The organism is Alcaligenes sp. AB3 (genome assembly GCF_031844565.1).
Classification (GTDB): Bacteria; Pseudomonadota; Gammaproteobacteria; order Burkholderiales; family Burkholderiaceae_B; genus Alcaligenes; species Alcaligenes faecalis.
This window is the reverse complement of sequence record NZ_JAUZVM010000011.1, coordinates 88701-105840: the sequence shown is the minus strand read 5'-3', so window position 1 is coordinate 105840 and position 17140 is coordinate 88701. Positions and strand designations below refer to the sequence as shown.

The window sequence follows — 17140 nt, the reverse complement described above, 5'->3', positions numbered from 1 at the left end:
AACGAGTTCAAGGTGCGCCCTACAACAGCCGCAGACAAGGGCACCGGTGCGCAGCACCGGCAAGCTTCCGCTCCGACCCAGCCTCAAGCCAGCAAGGGCTGCCGCAAGGACTCCACTCCCCACCCCCATAAGCCTCTGATTTAATTTCCCTTTCCAAAACAACCTAGGGTTTTCCCCTAAAAACCACAAGCCACCCCACCTTCTAGGGTTTACCCTTGCTTTTCGACTAGGGAAAACCCTATAATGAGGGCTCGTAACTTAGACCTTCACCTTAAAGGGAAAGCAAATGTCTACCATGACCACTTACTCGCACTACATCCACTGGAGTGATGCTGTTGAGCGTGGGGTAATGCAGCATGCCCTGGAAAATGGTGAATCCGTGTCTTTAACTGCACTGACCAAAGCAGCGGCCAAACAAGTTTCCAAAGCCGCAAACGTGGTGTTCAAGTACATGGTCGAACTGACCCGTGCCTTGAACGAAGCCCGCATCCGCGATTCCCGCATGTCGGCCAGCTACTGGTAAGCCACGCATCACCGTCGTAACGCTCAAGCAGAACACCGCTTGATGTTGAAAAGCCTGCTGATTTAGCAGGCTTTTGTTTTTTCTGCGTTTGCCAAACCAATATTTTTGATAACGCACGCTAACGCTCAGCCAAAGGCTTTAGTAGCCCACTGCGCGTAAGCACCTCACAGCTTCCCCCTTCAAGATCGAAACAGGTCGTGGCAAAGAAAGCTCTTCTTCTTGTCGACGCAAGACATGAAAAAGGCCAGCAAATGCTGGCCTACTGACCTACGGACCCTCAAAACATAGTCTAAGAACAAATCGTCCTCGGACGATGCAAACCGCTCAAGACTTGTTCAACAAGTTCTTCAGCATATCCAGCCGCTGCTTGGGACTTAACGCTGCCTGCGCCGGATCTTCCTGCGCACCTGGATCTTCAATCTTCATCTCATCAATAAAGCGCGACCGCTCCCGCACCAGGTTTTCACGTGCACGTCTGCGCTTCTTGCACCAGCTCAAGCGCAAGCTGCGTTGCGCACGCGTAATACCCACGTACATCAGACGCCGTTCTTCCTGAATACGCTGGGCCAGAATATCGGCCTCTTTATCCGGGTCTATATCCTCGTCATCGCGCCCGATGTGCGGCAGCAAACCTTCCTCCACCCCCACCAGGAACACATGCGGATATTCCAGACCCTTGGAGGCATGAAGCGTGGACAATTTGACCGCATCCGGGTCTTCGTCCTCGCCACGCTCCAGCATGGTGATCAGGGCGACTCGCTGCACCAGATCGTTCAAACTAAGCTCATCATCTGCCGCTTTGGACTTCAGCCAGGTAATCAGCTCCAGCACGTTTTCCCAACGGGTCTGCGCGGGACGTTCGTCGAACATATCGTAAAGATAGCGCTCGTAATCAATCGCCCGCAGCAGCTCGTCCAGCAATTCGCTGACAGCCGTTTCGTGTCCTTCCTGCTCGCTCTCTACCCGGTCCGCCCTTTGCTGGATACGGCCAATGAACTGCGCAAAGACACTTAAGGGCTCCAGCTGTCTTTCCGGTAAACGATCCGTCAGAGCGATTTGCGAGACAGCGGAATATAAAGACAGCTTTTGCTCTGCCGCGAATTGCCCCAGCACCTGCAAGGTCGCCTGCCCAATTCCTCGCCTGGGTGTCGTCGCTGCACGGATGAAAGCCGGATCGTCATCCTCGTTAGCAACTATCCGCAGGTAAGACAAAATGTCGCGAATCTCGGCCTTGTCAAAGAAGCTTTGCCCACCAGAGATCGTGTAAGGAATGCGCAAATTACGCAGAGCCTGCTCAAAGATACGGGCCTGATGGTTGCCACGGTACAGCACCGCAAAATCACGCCACTCGGCCTGACGCTCGAAGCGCTCTGCCGAGATACGCATGGCAACCGAATCGGCCTCGTTCTGCTCGTCGTCTGTCACGTGGACCTGGATAGGTTCACCAAAGCCCAGATCAGACCAGAGCTTTTTACCAAACACGACAGGATTATTGCCAATGACATTATTGGCGGCCTGCAAGATGCGCTGCACCGAGCGATAGTTCTGCTCCAGCTTCACAACTTTCAGATCTGGATAGTCCGTCGGAAGTTGCGCCAGATTCTCCACGGTGGCGCCACGCCAAGCGTAAATGGCCTGATCGTCGTCCCCCACCACGGTAAACATATTGCGCTGACCGGTCAGGGAACGCACCAGCCGGTACTGACACAGGTTGGTGTCCTGATACTCGTCCACCAGCAAATACTGCACCCGACGCTGCCAGCGCTCGCGTACTTCCTGATTCTCTTCCATCAATTGCGCAGGCAGGCGGATCAGATCATCAAAGTCCACCGACTGATAGGCAATCAAGGTGGCGGCATAGTCACGATAAATACGGGCCGCCTCGATCTGGCTGGGCGAGTTTGCGGCACGTTCCGCCTCATCCGGCCCCATCAAGGCGTTTTTCCACAAGGAAATTTCCTGCTGAACGGACTTCAGGCGACCTTTATCCGTGGTGGACAGCAGCTCCTGGATAATTGCCAGCGCATCGTTGGAATCCAGAATGGAAAAGCGCGGCTTCAAGCCCACGTGCTGGGCTTCCTCACGCAACATGCGCAGGCCCAGAGAATGAAAGGTGCTGACAGTCAGCCCTCGCAGCAGCTTGGGGTCTACCAAGGCGCGAATCCGCTCGTTCATTTCACGCGCCGCTTTATTGGTAAAGGTCAGCGCGACCACTTGCCGACCCGTGTACCCACACTCACGCAGCAGATAAGCGATTTTCTGCGTGATCACCCGTGTCTTGCCACTGCCCGCTCCGGCCAGCACCAGGCAAGGCCCATCCATATACAACACGGCCTGACGCTGCATGGCGTTCAGGTCGGTGGGGACGGTATGGCCTGGTGTAGTGACGGAGGTGGACATGGTGGAATCAGTGAATACTAGGCAAGAAAACGAGGTTCAAAGCCAAACAGCGTACAAAACTAAAAGTGGCATCCCGGCCAAGCCGAGTATGGTTTGATGACAAGCGGAAGGCCAACACAGAGATACAGCGGAAACGAGGCACAAGAGCATGACAGCGGCAGGGCAACAACATCGCGCCACAGCTTCATCGCTTCCTGCCTCTTGGCTCATAGCTGCATCGCGGACAAGGATACACCCTGCTGTACCCGAGATGCTCCTACTGTTTCCGTCCGCACATGAGCCTGGGGAATCTTAAATTTCGAGAGGATCGACCTCAATCGTAATGCGCACTTTATGCTGCTTGGCCAACTGCGCGACCTGTGGCCCCCAATAGCGCACAAAGGCCTGCAAGGCCGGGCGATGAGCACTTTCCAGCAGCAGCTGGGCGCGCTCCACTTTGGCGACGCGCAAAACGCGTAAAGGCACAGGATCGTACAGGAAAACCTGATCCGCGCCTGGAAATTCGTTCGGATACTCTTCGGGCAAGCGCCGTGCCTGCGTCAGCAGGCGAATCGCGTCTGCCAGTTGCGGCGCTTCGGCCGACAAGAGCACTTGATAGGCAAACGGCGGCAAGCCCACCGACTCGCGCTCGTTCAAAGCGCTCTGGGCAAAACCGATGTAATCGTGCTTGATCAGGCTCTGATAAACCGCCTGCTCCGGATAGCCCGTCTGGATGATGACATCCGCCCCTTCGGTATGACGACCTGCGCGGCCTGCTACCTGCATCAGTTGAGCAAACAGGCGCTCGGGTGCACGAAAATCATGGGCGAACAAGGTGGCATCAGCATTGAGCACACCGACGACGCTCAGGCGTGTAAAGTCATGGCCTTTGGCCACCATCTGGGTGCCCACCATGATGTCCACTTCGCCTGCATGAACCTGCTCGAACAATTGCTGCGCACTGCCCTTCAAACGGGTGCTGTCCGCATCAATACGCACCAGGCGGGCATTCGGAAAACGCTCGCCCAGAAACTCTTCAATACGCTGAGTACCCCGGCCCATGGGCTGCAAGTCCTGATCACCACAATCCGGGCAAGCACGCGGCACAGGAGCCTGATAGCCGCAGTGGTGACACTGCAGATTGTGCTTGAAGCCGTTTTGCCTATGCAGCACGGTGTACACCGTACAACGCGGGCATTGGGACAACCAGCCGCAAGAGGCACAATGCAACACAGGCGCATAGCCACGCCGGTTGATAAACACCAGCGACTGCTCGCCACGGTCCAGACACGCTTCCAGCGCATCCAGCAACTGAGGAGAAAAACCCGACTCCAGGCGCAAATGGCGGGTATCGACCAGACGCACTCGCGGCAAGGAAACCTCTCGCGCACGCTTGGGCAGGCTCAACAGGCTATAGCGCCCTTGCCGAGCATGATTCCAGCTTTCCAGTGACGGGGTGGCTGAACCCAGCACCACCGGCACTTTCAGATCGTAGCCACGCCACACAGCCAGGTCCCGAGCAGAGTAACGCAAGCCATCTTGCTGCTTGTAAGAAGCGTCGTGCTCCTCGTCCACAATAATCAGGCCCAGCTCGGGCATGGGGGTAAAAATGGACAGCCGTGTTCCCAGCAGAATGCGCGCCTGACCACTGTTGACGCGCAACCAGGAGCGCAGCCGCTCTCCTTCAGACAGGCCACTATGCAGGACGGCCAGCACATCGCCCGGCAGGACGCGCGCCAAGCGGGCGCGCAGGACCTGCTCGAACTGAGGCGTCAGATTGATTTCGGGCACCATGAACAGGACTTGCCGACCAGCGGCCAGCACTTGTTCCAGCACCCGCATATAGACTTCGGTTTTCCCGCTACCCGTTACGCCATGCAGCAATAGGCAGCTGCCGGGTTTGGCCGCCACAATGCCATCTACCGCAGCCTGCTGCTCGGCATTGAGCACGGGCAGGACATCGCTGTCCACCGGCTCCACCTTCTTTTCCTTGCGCTTGGCCATACGCAGTACCGGACCACCTGCGGAACGCTTGCCCAGATAGGCAGAAGGTTTACGCAAGGGCCCCGGCAAGGACGGCATCATGACCTCGCCCAACGGACGGTGGTAATAGGTGGACGCAAAGCGCGCCATCCGTAACCAATCCTCCGGGAAGGGAGGCAAGTCATCCAGCAGTTGGTCAATCGCTTTGACCTGCTCGGGCGGGTAGGAAGGTTGTTCCGGCAAGGCGACCACCACCCCTATCATCTGCCGCCGACCAAAATGCACAATGACACGCTGCCCGACCAGGACAGGTTCGTGGTGCTGATAATCAAACACCCCATCCAGGGGGACGTCCAAAGCCACATGCAGCCAGAAAGGTCTGGTGCTTGCCGATGCAGAAATAGCGTCAGGAGTGGCGGTCATGGATGGTGGTTCAAAAAAGGGCTGGCCTGGCTGAAAGCCTGATAAGTCAAGAGCTTAGCGACCTGTGGATAACTTTGGGGAAAATGGCATGAACAAAAAATACAAAGAAGCAAGCACAGATACAATTTAATTTTCAATATCTCTGAAATAAGGATAAAACGCAGAGAAATCAAATAATTAAAACTGGGTATTGAAATTAAACCTTAAATATAAAGACCTCAAACCCAGTCCCATCTGTGTGCATAACTTTGCGCACAAGCTGAGTTAGCCCGTGCGCAAAGGCTGTCAAACGCTGTGGTGACGACGGCTGTAGGAATGCACTTCATCGACCAGAATGCCCACGGCTTCCGGATCGGTGAAACGCGAAATACCGTGACCGAAGTTGAACACGTGACCGCCCTGACCCACAGGGCCGAAGTCGTCGATAACGCGGCGGGCTTCACGACGGATGGCTTCTTCGCCACCGAACATGGTCATGGGGTCCAGATTGCCTTGCAAGGCCAGCTTGTCACCGATACGAGCGCGCGCACGGGACAGGTTCACCGTCCAGTCCACACCCATGGCATCAGCGCCACAGCCAGCGATATCTTCCAGCCACATGCCGCCGCCCTTGGTAAAGACGATGACAGGAACGCGCTTGCCGTCATGCTCGCGGATCAATCCGTCGACCACTTTACGGGTGTAAGCCAGGGAGAACTCCTGGAACAGGGAGTCGGACAGAACACCGCCCCAGCTGTCGAACAGCATCACAGCCTGTGCACCGGCACGGATCTGATTGTTCAGGTAGTCGCAGGTGGTTTGGGCGTTGATTTCCAGCATGCGGTGCATCAGGTCCGGACGCTGATACATCATGCTTTTCACCAGACGGTAGTCGTCCGAGCCCTGGCCTTCTACCATGTAGCAGGCGATGGTCCAGGGGCTGCCGGCAAAGCCGATCAGCGGTACTTTGCCGTCCAGCTCCTTGCGGATCAGCGAGACAGCGTCGAACACGTATTGCAGCTTGGACATGTCCGGCGCTTCCAGCGCCATGACATCAGCTTCGTTACGTACAGGACGGGCAAAACGCGGGCCTTCACCAGCAACGAAATCCAGACCCAGGCCCATGGCGTGTGGCACGGTCAGGATGTCCGAGAACAGAATGGCGGCATCCAGATCGAAACGACGCAAGGGTTGCAGGGTTACTTCGCAGGCAAACTCGGGATTCTGAGCCAGTTGCATGAAAGAGCCAGCCTGAGCACGGGTGGCATTGTATTCAGGCAAATAACGCCCGGCCTGACGCATCAGCCAGATGGGGGTGTAAGGCACAGGTTCGCGCAACAGCGAGCGCAGGAAGACATCGTTTTTTAATTGAGGTAAAGACACGGCAATCCCTATTGAAAAATGCCTGTTAATTTTAACCATCGTGTTCGTCGTCTGGGTTTGACGCGGATCGAAAGCGTGCTGCATCGATATGGTGTTTGCGCATCAGTGCCCAGAAAGCACGCCGGTGCTTTTGCGCGGAGCGGGCCGCCATGGCGATATTGCCGCTATGGCGATCAAGGGCGGCATGGATATAAGCCTGCTCGAAGCGGGCCACTATCCGTCCCTTGGCTACTTTGAAAGACTCCTGGCTGCTGGCGTAGCGCGAGGCTACCGCAGCGGCATAGGCTTCCAGCGTTGTCCCTTCCTGTTGCAAGATCGTTTGCGACAGACGCTGCTCCGTTGGGCCGGGGTGCAGGACCAGATCCTGGTTTTCCTGCTCCCTATAGTGTATCCGACCCGGCAGCCCCGGTTCATTCAAAGCGTGGGAAGAGGTCTGCAAACGCTGACGATTGATGCGGGCACGCAAATCGTCCAGGCATAAAGGCTCGCGTACGTAGTCGGCCAGGCCTAGCTCCAGAAGATCGGTCAGAGCGGCGGCCTTGATGGCAGCACGCACCAGACCAAAGACCGGCACCGGCAAATGGCCCTGGGCCGCCGACAAGGCCCGACGCACCTGGATCAGGGTGGAGGCTTCAACGGGAATCAGACAAGCGTCAAACCGCAGCAGCAAGGCAGCCGAACGGCGCAAAAACAAATAGTCCTGGTCGGGATGGGGAGGCGGTGGAGCCTGCAAGGCTTGCAGCTGCAGACGCTCGCATGGCGGAATGATGGCCAGCAAATTCGGGGCCCACGTGGGCTGAGTATGCAACAGGGCACAATCGAGATGTAGACGCATGAGACTGTCCTTGAGAAGCCGGGCGGACCACATTGGCCGCCCCAATCACGAGCTTCTAGGATAGAAATCCGACCTGTTTGCGATAAGTCGGAGTTGCGTCTACGTAGCTGTACTTAATCACCCAGAATGCGGCTGCGACGCCATTCACTGGGCGACACGCCATAGCGTCGGCGAAAGGCGTGGCTGAACACGGCCGCATCGGAAAAACCCATTTGCCAGGCCAGTTCACTGATCTGCCGGCCTGGTTTGCCGTCCACCAATAATTGACAGGCGCGCTCCAGGCGGGCGGCCATGATGTAATCGGCAGGCGCTTGTCCGCATAGCTCGAACAGCTTGTAGAGATAACGGCGTGAAATGCGAAATTGCAGTGCCAGGGCCTGTGCGTTCAAGCCGGTATCACCCAGGTGATCCTGCACGTATTGCTGAATTTGCAACAGCTGCCCGCGCCGCACCTCGTCCAGGGCCGACTCGGTCGTCACTGGACGGCCGTCGGCCAGGCTCAGGGCCATCATGCGAATCACGGTTTGGGACAGTTCGCTCAAGGCCGAGGGCGACAGGTGCCCGCGCTCCTGCAAACCCAGACGCAGCATGTCCATCGCAATTCGGGCCGGGCCCGTGGTGGCCGAAAAAGACCGGGCCACGGCATCGCTTAGCCAGGGCAGCCAAGGCAGCAAACGCTCTTCCTCGAACTGCAAGACCAGAAAATGGGATTGATCCTGCACGGCCACCTCGTAAGGACGGGTGGTGTCATAGATGCCCCACTCCCCGGCGTGCAAAATGCCACTGCGATTATCCTGCTGAATCTGGCTGCTGCCACTGATTTGCAAGGTGACCTTGTACAACGCCTGCTCGGAACGGCTGGCCAGAGCCTGGGTACGACGCACGCGCTGCGCGCTGGTACACAGCTCCATGACATCGACCGAGCCCATGCGGTCGGTGGCTGCCCGGTTGGAGAAACCACGACGCGAGTCCGGCTGGACCTCCAACGGCACAAAGTACGCGCACACCACTTCCTGCCAAGCAGCCAGGCTCTTGAAAGAAGCAGAGGGAGTGCGCAATAACATAGACATTGCCTGGGGGCCCTTTCGGCCAACTCGATTGATCGGGGTAAGGGGCAGAGTACGCCCCCTTTCTTATAGCCCTAAAAAATTCAAGCGTCTACGGTCGTTAACCCGCTGTATCAGCGCTCCATGGAGCCATACAGGTAAGGAGCAGGTTCCAGACCCATGCTGTTCATCTTGACGGTTAACTCCGTACGCGCCTTGAGCACATCATCAAAACGGTGACGGCGTGACGCTCCCACCTCGGCGGAGGTAAAGGGTCGGTACTCAGGTGTTATTTCTTCAGGGCTGAACTTGGCCACAATCCAGTTCAGCACACGAGCCAGATCTGCATTATCCAGCTGCGACTGCGAGGCACCGGGCACCCGAATCATATAGTCCCGTCCCGCCGGCAAGCGGGTAAACAAGCCAATGGACTGGTTGAAATTGGGAATTCCACGATGGGTCAGGCCCTGGCCATCGTAGCGATGGCAGCCTGCGCATTGCAGCATATAGTCTTTAAAAGCCTGGGAACTTTGCAGGTAATCGCCCGTTCCGGCCATCTCTTCTTGGGCATGGGCCCAAGGCGTAAACGCCAGGAATACGGCGCCCAAACAGGCCAGGCGCAAAGATGTCCACACAGTGTTGCCTCCTTGAGTGACCGGACGCCATCCAGGCCGCCCGACACCTTGTTCAAACCCTTAAGTTTGCCAAGACGGGAAAGAACCGACGTCCCAGGGACCGTTCTTCCCGCAACCCTGGCAGCCCATCGGGCCTTTTTTAGTTTTTAGCCAAGCCAACCAGTACCGATGTCGTGCAATGGAAGGTGCTGTTCTCGTTCGCCATGCACCAGTTCACGTCATTGTGCAGGAAGAACTCGTAACCAGGACGCTCACGGGTCTGCGTGTTGCACTGGCAGCGGCCACACGCGGTCTTGCCGCAGCAGTCGTGGTAGCTGATCAGGTAGTCCTTGCCATCATGCGGGTTATGGCAAGTGCCAATCCACGAGATGGGCGAGGGCGTCGAGCCCGGCGGGCAGGTGGTAGTTGTGCCGCCGCAGCAAGAGCACAGGAACCCGTCCACCGCGCAATGACGCCAGTAGTCGCAGGAGTTCACTTCGTCTTCATTCGCCAGATCGGGATTCAGACTGATGTGATCGGCACCACTGCTGCTGCCACCACCACCGGCAGCACGAGCCACAGGCAATACGGGCAACACAAAGGCCGAACCGACCATTAATTTGCCCACCGAGCGCAGCACGCTGCGACGCGAAGTCTTGTGGGCCACCGAACGGGAGAGGCTCTCCCCAAATTTATCCAGCCAACGCATTGACGTTCTCCTTTCGTGATACCTGCACTTGCTTCATGCTCGAGTCACCGGCCAAGTATTCTTGCGCCGAGGCCACGCCCAGGTCTTTGGCGGTAAACAGGCTTTCCAGCTGTTCACGCGAATTGACCAGACCCTTGCCGCGCACCACACCGTTCTCGTCGATCAGGACGGCGTAAGGCAGTTTGCTGATCTGAAAGCCCATGCCCAGTTGCGTGGACAGGACGTAGGGGAAGGCGTCCAGCTGTGCTTTCTGGTAGAAAGCCAGGTGCTCGGGCATCTCGCCATCACTGGCCAGCACAATATCAACCCACTGACCTTCCGAGCCCTGGATGGACTTCAGAATCGGCAAGAGCTTCTTGCACACCGGGCAGGTGGGCGACATGAAGAAAATCAACTGGCTGCGCGGGCCAGCTACCCCCACGGTAACGGCACGACCACGCAGGTCCTGCAGTTCCATGACGGGCGCGGCATCACCCACTTGCGGGCCTTTGTCCATGGTCAGGGCACCCATGGGGGCAACCCGTTCGTACAACACGCCAATCTGGCGCGACAGGGCAAGCACAACCAGCACCAGGGCCAGTACGATTACCCATAAAATGACGTTGGAAATCATTAAAGCGGTCATTTAGGTCTCCTAAGAATTCTGCATTTTCTGGAATTTCAGATGGGATTCGATCAGTTGGTTGGCCGCGTAGTACAGGCCCAGCAAGGCCAATGTGGCACCAAAAAAGGTCAAACCGTCCACCCAGACCAGTTCACGGGCGCTGTTAATAGCCCAGTCACCACTGGCCACGGCCAGCGCAGCCAGCAAGGCATTGCGAGCCACCAGCCACCAGGACAGACCACCGGAGGATTCACCCAGCCCCGAGCAGCCGCAATCCACATCGCGACGGCCACGCAGCAGGTTCATCACAATGCCACTGGTAGCGACCAACAAGACGCACAGGGCCAGCACTGCTCCCAGCGAACGACTGGCTGGCCACAGCAGCAAAGGCGCACTCAAGGCCTCGGCAGCCACAAACAGCACACTGAACGGTCGTAACAACACTTCCGGCAACAATCGATAACCGCCAACGGCTGCCTCGAACAGGCTGAAGTGACGCAGTTTATCCAGCGCCCCCAGGCCCATCAGCACGGCCAAGCAAGCCAGGCTGGCATAGGTCAGGACCGGGTCCATATCAGACACCTCCAGCTGGGTGGAACTGAACTTGCAAGGAGGCTTCGGCGGCGCCTTCAATGGTGCGGAGCAACTTGGGTTCAGGCTGGCTGATGTCGTAGACATTCACATTGCCACCGTCCAGGGTCAGCATCAGATTGCGTTGCTGATCAATGGTCATGGACAAGGCATCACGTCCGGGCACGCGGGCTACGCGTTTCTTGGTCTTGGTGTCCATGACCCAGATCTCGGCAGCAGGGAACTTGTGAGTGCCTTCCTTGCCATCGGGATGCATGAACACGTACATGCGACCGCTGGCGCGATGCAGACCCACCAGGTTGTAGCCACCGGGCACCCAGTTCTTGGCCTTGTCCTCGTCGTTCAGCAAGGACCAGGGGCCGTCTACCTTGACCTCGTCACCGCTGAAATCCGCACTGTAGACATTGCCGTAGTAGGACACGAAGTGAGCCTTGTCCTTGTCCAGGGCAGGAGCGATAAAGATCGGATCGTCCTTCACGGAGAACATCTGCTTGCTGCGCGACTGGCTGGCGACCTTGCCGTCTTCGCCCAGATTGATGCTCAACAAGCCACCATCACCACAAATGGTCATGAAGGTGCGGGGGCGGTTGGGCTGGGGAATCACGCTCCAGCAACCGGCGGCAGCGGTGACGTCTTCCACATAGTCGCCCTTGGCCACGTCCACGATACCGATGGAGGTCGCTGGCGACGCGTTTTGCAGCACGATGAATTTGCCGTCAGTGGTCTGACGGAACATGCCATCGTAGTTCAGGCCCTGAACACGCTTGGGCGGCAGGGAAATTTCTTTCTCAAAGGTCAGTTTGTCGGCGTCCCAGACTTCCACCACGTCCGAGCGCTTACCGCGAGTGACGCGCTCGTGGTAGGTCGTCATGGTGTAGATTTTCTTGCCGTCGTTGGACAACTGCACGTGGCCGTTGAAGGCGGTAGGCACCATGCCCAGAAATTTGCCGTTGGTGTAGTCGTAGACATGCACGCGGCTTTCGGTCAGATGGTTGAACACCGAATCCATGACATAGATACGGTTTGCCTGGGGGGCAGACACACTATGGCCGCCGGTCAGGACCTCCAGCGGCTTGTCCTGGGCTTGCACACCACCGGTCAGAACCATCAACCCCAACATGGCGGCGGCGGTCGTTAATGTAAATTTAGACTTCATTAGATGTCTCTCCTCATGGGCGTCCACGCTGTCAGAACGCATAGGCATAACGGAATTGCAGGCCGCGCATTCGCGGGCCATTCTCGACTTTCAAATCATGGATGTACTGCAATTGCACCTGGTGGGCATCGGTCAACTGATGGGTAATTTCGACAGCCAGTTGATGGTTACGCGCTCGCGTCACGGTGGTTTCGCCATTGACCTTCTCGCGACCGCCGGTTTCAAAGCGATAGCGCAGACCGACATAGGTCTTTTCAGTCAGGTTGGTGGACACCAGGGCCATCAGGCGGATTGCCGTGTCTTTTTTCAGGGTCTGGCCGTAGTAGTTCTTGTTATTGCCAAAGAACTCGAACTCCGCCACGCCTTCCACAAAGGAGGATTCGCCAAAGCCTTTCACAATCGCGAAGTCCTGCACGGTGCTCCAGCGATTCTTGCCGGCAGACACATCGGCCTGCGAGCCGTGGTAGCGGCCTGTCGGTGCTGTAATGAAGGGCTCCCAGGCAAACCAGAAGCGGTTGTCCGGATCGTTGTGCAACCAGACGGCAGCACCGGCGGTCACATCACCGATTCCCGTCATGCGATCCCGGTCTGCCCCCGGGACATCCAGCGTGTTGCGAAAACCGGGCACGATCAGCTCGTACTGCACCGTTTTGCCGGCCAGCTCGCGATAGTGCATCTGGCGGTAAATCATGCCTTGCACATTAAGCTTGGGGCTGTCGCCAATACGCGAACCCTGATCATAAAAACCATGCGACTTCAGGCCCATCATATAGACGGCCAAAACATTGGTACCCACCGGAGCGGGTATCCAATCCCGAGCACTGGGGTCGCCCGCAAAGGCAGCCCCGGCACTGACGCCGCTCAAGGCCAAGGCCAGAGCGGTCCGCTGCAAAATTGCATACATTATTGTTGTCTCCTCGAAGAAGGCGCGAACGATATCGTTATTGTGTTCGCGCCTGTATCCCTGGCTAGGCTGCCGGGTAGGCCATGCAGACCGATTTGGTCTCCAGGTAAGCCTCTACCGCAGCGCGCCCGTGCTCCCGACCCAGGCCAGACTGCTTGTAGCCACCAAAGGGCATGCTGGGATCCAGCATGTTGTGGGTGTTGACCCACACCGTGCCCGCCTTGATACCAGCGCTCAGGCGCTGTACGCGGGCCAGGTCCTGACTCCAGACGCTGGCACCCAGGCCAAAGTCTGTATCGTTGGCCAATGCCAATGCCTGCGCCTCGGTTTCAAACGGGGTCGCAACCACCACAGGGCCAAAGATTTCTTCGCGCATGATGCGGGCATCGGGAGCCACGTCGGCAAATACGGTGGGGCGTACAAAGTAGCCCTGCTCGGGGCGTGCGCCCTCGCCTGCCAACATGCGGCCACCTTGCTGGCGACCCACATCAATGTAGTTCTGTACACGCTGCTGATGGCGTGCCGAGATCAGCGGAGCAATCTGGGTAGATTGTTCAAAGCCCGAACCCAGCGTCATAGAGGAGGCCAGATCGGCCACGCCCTGCACCACGCGCTCGTAAATGCCTTTTTGGACAAACAGACGCGAACCAGCGGTACACACCTGGCCCTGGTTAAAGAAGATGGCGTTGGCCGCACCTTGAATGGCCATGTCCACATCGCAATCGTCCATGATGACCACGGGAGACTTGCCGCCCAGTTCCAGGGACATGCGCTTCATGTCGTTGATGGCTTGATGACCAATCAACTTGCCCACTTCCGTAGAGCCAGTAAAGGAAATCTTGTTCACGCCTGGGTGAGCCGTCAAAGCGGCACCCGTGCTTTCGCCACGACCAGTGATCACGTTGATCACACCGGCGGGGAAACCGGCTTCCAGAGCCAGCTCGGCCAAACGGATGGCGGTCAGCGGAGTCTCTTCAGCAGGCTTCAGAACCACGGTGCACCCCGCTGCCATGGCAGGGGCGATTTTCCACACGGCCATCAGCAGCGGGAAGTTCCAGGGCACGATGGCGCCGACCACACCCACGGGTTCCTGACGGGTGTAAGCGTGGTAATTGATACCGGGAGGGAAGGCAATGGAGGGCGATAGCAGTTCACCGCTGATCTTGGTTGCCCAGCCAGCCATGTAACGCAGCCATTGTGCGCTGGCGGCCACTTCCAGACCGTAGGAGAAGAACAGCAGTTTGCCGTTGTTCAGAGTTTCCAGACGAGCCAGCTCGTCGGCATTGGCTTCGACCAGATCGGCCAAGCGCAACAACAGGCGCTCGCGCTGGGCGGGCAGCATCTTGCCCCATTCGCCCTGCTCCAACGCCTGGCGGGCGGCACGAACAGCCTGGTCTACGCCTTGAGCACCGGCTTCGGGCTGATGCGCAATCACTTGTCCCGTTGCGGGATCGTAGACGGGAATGGTGGGTCCTTGAGAATCACTGACGGGTTTGCCGTCAATAATCATGTGTTCGCGAATCGCGTTGCGCTCGGGTTGTACGTCCTGCCCCATAGTCTGTCTCCACACGGAATAGTTGATTCTTAACGAATCCAGTATAGGGACGAGGACAAGCCCGGACTTGTGATTCTGTGCACGGGGGCTTGTTGATTTGGGTACGGAGTGAGCCCTGACCTGCGTTAGAACAAATCCAGCTGGGCGGGCATGCTGAGCTGAAAGTCGCCCACACCGGTCAAATGCACGCGGCGTTCAAAATCCAGCAAGCTGGCTTTGCGATGCAAACCGGAGCTAAAGCCGGTCAACATGCCATTGGCACCTTGCACGCGGTGGCAAGGCACGATGATGCTGATGGGATTCAGGCCGCAGGCCTGGCCTACGGCGCGAACGGCTTTGGGGCGGCCCAAGTGCTCAGCCATCTGGCCATAGGTCCAGGTTTGACCATAAGGAATAGTCTGCAAGGCCTGCCAGACCTGTTGCTGAAATTCGGTGCCTTGCAAACTGAAGGGCAAATCAAACTGTTGCAGCTTGCCGGCAAAATACGCGTCCAGCTGGGCCTGCACAGGTTCGGCCAAAGCAGGTTCCGGGATCAGCCCGGCCAGTTGCTCGGGTGTCAGGCCATGTACGGTCTCTTCCTCGAAATCCAGGCGCAGCAAGACTCCTTGAGCATCAACCAGCAAACGCATCGCCCCCAAAGGCGTATCAAAGCAGGCAGTACGCAGCCCGACATAGGCAAACATGGCAATTCCGATCCGAGAGCAGAATGTTTGATCATACTGCGCGACTCTAGCCAGTTCAAAAACCCTGGCAACACCCAGGCAGCTTGGGCTTTAGCGTCAAAGACAAACGACAAACGACAAACGACAAGCTCCAGATTACGCACGGCAGTTTGTTGAGCGGGATATCCCGAGCAAGGTTCATGCTTCCATTAAGCGTCTGGCACTCAATAGTTAGTAATTGGCTCTGACTTTTGTATCTCCCCACACCCTCCGCTAACGGTTGAGCGCGACGACCAACACGCAAACCTCGCCCCCCTCAAATCCCTCACGCCGCTACAGCAGCCCAAAGAGCCACATACCGCCAGGCCCCAGAAGGAGGAAGGGCCCGTATTAATAGTTATTGTGAGCCGGTCTGGGCCGGGGGGCCGTCCTCTGGGCGATTCAGGCTTCTTGCCGCAGGCGGGCTTGCTATTCGGGGTGCAAGCGTCCTGTTGTTTGAGCGAAATGCTTGTGCCTTGTCCTGTGGACAAGGCACTTTCGCGAGTTCAGGGCGCGCCCGAATAGCAAGCCTGACCAGGGTACCGGTGCCCAGCACCGGCAAGGAGCCAAGCCCGGAGGACGGCCCCCCGGCCCAGACCGGCGTTTTCACGAAGCACGATCTAAACATGCAGGCTCTCTGCACTCCTTGTCTCACAAACCTCCTGCTCTGCACACAAGCAGCGCTACTTCCCAACGCTCAGGAAGCCGAAGAAGAAGAAGAAGAAGAAGAAGAAGAAGAAGAAGAAGCGCAAGCAAAAAAACCGGGTAAATAACGCCGGGGCCCCCAGACGTTATTTACCCGGCAAATCCAACAAATGCAGCAGTTACTCGAGAACAGCAAGGTTTAGACGGTTTGCACACCCTTGGCGGACAAGTCCAGACCCACTCGGCGCACCACGGCCTCGAACTCGGCGCGGCTGATGTGATCCAGCGCCGTGGCCGGATCGCGCGTGGCATCACAAGCGATGATGCCACGGCGCATATAGGAATACTTGCGCAGCGCCAAGGCTACCAGCGGCTGAAACTCGTAACGGATCAAGGAGCAGTAACGGTCAAACACGCGCGCGGCTTCTTCCTGCTCGCCCTGACGATGCAAGGCATATACCTTCAGCAGAATTTCCGGGAAGGAGAAGCCGGTGACCACCCCATCGGCCCCCCGTTGCAGCTCTTCCAGAAAATGCATGCCACCCAGGCCACTCAAGATCGGCAAGGCATCGCCCGACAAACCACGCACGGCAGTAATTTTCTGACCAACGGGCGGATCTTCAGAGTTCAAAATGGACACACCCGCCTCGCCTTTCAGGCGCACGGCCAAGGCGGGGCTGATGCGGGCGGCAAACAGTTCCGGGAAATCGTGAATCACCACCGGAATACGGATCGCCTGCACGATCTGACGGTAATAGGACACCTGCATATCGTCATCTGCCCCGGCCAAGGGGGCGACAAAGATCGCATCCGCGCCCAGATCCTCGGCACTGCGAGCCTGCTCCACTGCGGCTGCCGTACCCAAGGCACGCACGCCCACCCACACCGGCACCGCACCGCGCACCGCGGCCACCACCGTTTCAATGACACGCCGACGCTCAAAGGTACTGAGCTTGTGCAGCTCCCCCATCACCCCCAAAATCGCCAGTCCGTGAATACCGGCTTCCAGCTGGAAATTCACCAGACTGACCAGGCTTTGCAAATCCAGCTCGCCACCCGGTTTGAAAGGAGTGGGGCAAATGGAAAAGACACCTTTATTTTTCATAGTTA

At 57.6% G+C, this 17140-nt stretch carries 16 protein-coding genes; 2 read left to right on the top strand and 14 right to left on the bottom strand.

Features of this window, described 5'->3' with window-relative positions; genetic code table 11:
* Nucleotides 1-286 precede the first annotated feature (286 nt).
* Complete coding sequence (locus Q9R35_RS17275; RefSeq protein ID WP_022983381.1) at nt 287-523, top strand: hypothetical protein; 237 nt, start codon at nt 287-289, stop codon at nt 521-523.
* Nucleotides 524-847: 324 nt separating this feature from the next.
* Here Q9R35_RS17275 and Q9R35_RS17270 read toward each other — a convergent pair whose 3' ends face one another.
* The 13 genes from Q9R35_RS17270 to Q9R35_RS17210 all read right to left on the bottom strand — a co-directional run bounded on the left by Q9R35_RS17270 (nt 848) and on the right by Q9R35_RS17210 (nt 15367).
* Entirely contained in the window at nt 848-2923 is a 2076-nt protein-coding gene (locus Q9R35_RS17270; RefSeq protein WP_197314178.1) for a UvrD-helicase domain-containing protein, read from the bottom strand.
* A 291-nt stretch (nt 2924-3214) separates the two neighbouring features.
* Nucleotides 3215-5308 carry a primosomal protein N' gene (locus Q9R35_RS17265; RefSeq protein ID WP_311220192.1) on the bottom strand — a complete coding sequence of 698 codons (2094 nt, stop codon included), beginning with the start codon at nt 5306-5308 and terminating at the stop codon, nt 3215-3217.
* A 285-nt stretch (nt 5309-5593) separates the two neighbouring features.
* Complete coding sequence (gene hemE, locus Q9R35_RS17260) at nt 5594-6670, bottom strand: uroporphyrinogen decarboxylase (RefSeq protein ID WP_026484067.1); 1077 nt, start codon at nt 6668-6670, stop codon at nt 5594-5596.
* Between the two features lie 31 nt (nt 6671-6701).
* On the bottom strand, nt 6702-7505 hold the full coding sequence (locus Q9R35_RS17255) for a hypothetical protein (protein WP_311220191.1): 804 nt from the start codon (nt 7503-7505) through the stop codon (nt 6702-6704).
* 113 nt (nt 7506-7618) lie between these two features.
* Complete coding sequence (locus tag Q9R35_RS17250) at nt 7619-8569, bottom strand: helix-turn-helix domain-containing protein (RefSeq protein WP_042488210.1); 951 nt, start codon at nt 8567-8569, stop codon at nt 7619-7621.
* Between the two features lie 116 nt (nt 8570-8685).
* On the bottom strand, nt 8686-9186 hold the full coding sequence (locus tag Q9R35_RS17245; RefSeq protein ID WP_311220190.1) for a cytochrome C: 501 nt from the start codon (nt 9184-9186) through the stop codon (nt 8686-8688).
* A gap of 139 nt (nt 9187-9325) precedes the next feature.
* The gene (locus Q9R35_RS17240; protein ID WP_021447059.1) at nt 9326-9874 is read right to left on the bottom strand and encodes an aralkylamine dehydrogenase light chain; all 549 of its coding nucleotides are present in this window, start codon (nt 9872-9874) and stop codon (nt 9326-9328) included.
* Nucleotides 9858-10499, bottom strand: coding sequence for a methylamine dehydrogenase accessory protein MauD (mauD, locus tag Q9R35_RS17235; RefSeq protein ID WP_311220189.1), 642 nt, complete (start codon nt 10497-10499; stop codon nt 9858-9860). The genes Q9R35_RS17240 and mauD overlap by 17 nt, the downstream gene beginning before the upstream one ends.
* A gap of 9 nt (nt 10500-10508) precedes the next feature.
* The gene (locus Q9R35_RS17230; RefSeq protein WP_042488215.1) at nt 10509-11051 is read right to left on the bottom strand and encodes a MauE/DoxX family redox-associated membrane protein; all 543 of its coding nucleotides are present in this window, start codon (nt 11049-11051) and stop codon (nt 10509-10511) included.
* Between the two features lies 1 nt (nt 11052).
* Complete coding sequence (locus Q9R35_RS17225; RefSeq protein ID WP_311220188.1) at nt 11053-12225, bottom strand: amine dehydrogenase large subunit; 1173 nt, start codon at nt 12223-12225, stop codon at nt 11053-11055.
* Between the two features lie 31 nt (nt 12226-12256).
* Nucleotides 12257-13129, bottom strand: coding sequence for a transporter (locus Q9R35_RS17220; RefSeq protein WP_311220187.1), 873 nt, complete (start codon nt 13127-13129; stop codon nt 12257-12259).
* Nucleotides 13130-13193: 64 nt separating this feature from the next.
* Nucleotides 13194-14684, bottom strand: coding sequence for an aldehyde dehydrogenase family protein (locus Q9R35_RS17215; RefSeq protein ID WP_311220186.1), 1491 nt, complete (start codon nt 14682-14684; stop codon nt 13194-13196).
* Between the two features lie 125 nt (nt 14685-14809).
* On the bottom strand, nt 14810-15367 hold the full coding sequence (locus Q9R35_RS17210; RefSeq protein ID WP_311220185.1) for a methylated-DNA--[protein]-cysteine S-methyltransferase: 558 nt from the start codon (nt 15365-15367) through the stop codon (nt 14810-14812).
* Between the two features lie 644 nt (nt 15368-16011).
* On the opposite strand from Q9R35_RS17210, the gene Q9R35_RS17205 reads away from it, so the two are divergent.
* Nucleotides 16012-16158 (top strand): hypothetical protein, encoded by a 147-nt coding sequence (locus Q9R35_RS17205; RefSeq protein WP_311220184.1) that lies wholly within the window; start codon nt 16012-16014, stop codon nt 16156-16158.
* A gap of 71 nt (nt 16159-16229) precedes the next feature.
* Here Q9R35_RS17205 and Q9R35_RS17200 read toward each other — a convergent pair whose 3' ends face one another.
* The gene (locus Q9R35_RS17200; protein WP_311220183.1) at nt 16230-17135 is read right to left on the bottom strand and encodes a dihydrodipicolinate synthase family protein; all 906 of its coding nucleotides are present in this window, start codon (nt 17133-17135) and stop codon (nt 16230-16232) included.
* Nucleotides 17136-17140: the final 5 nt, after the last annotated feature.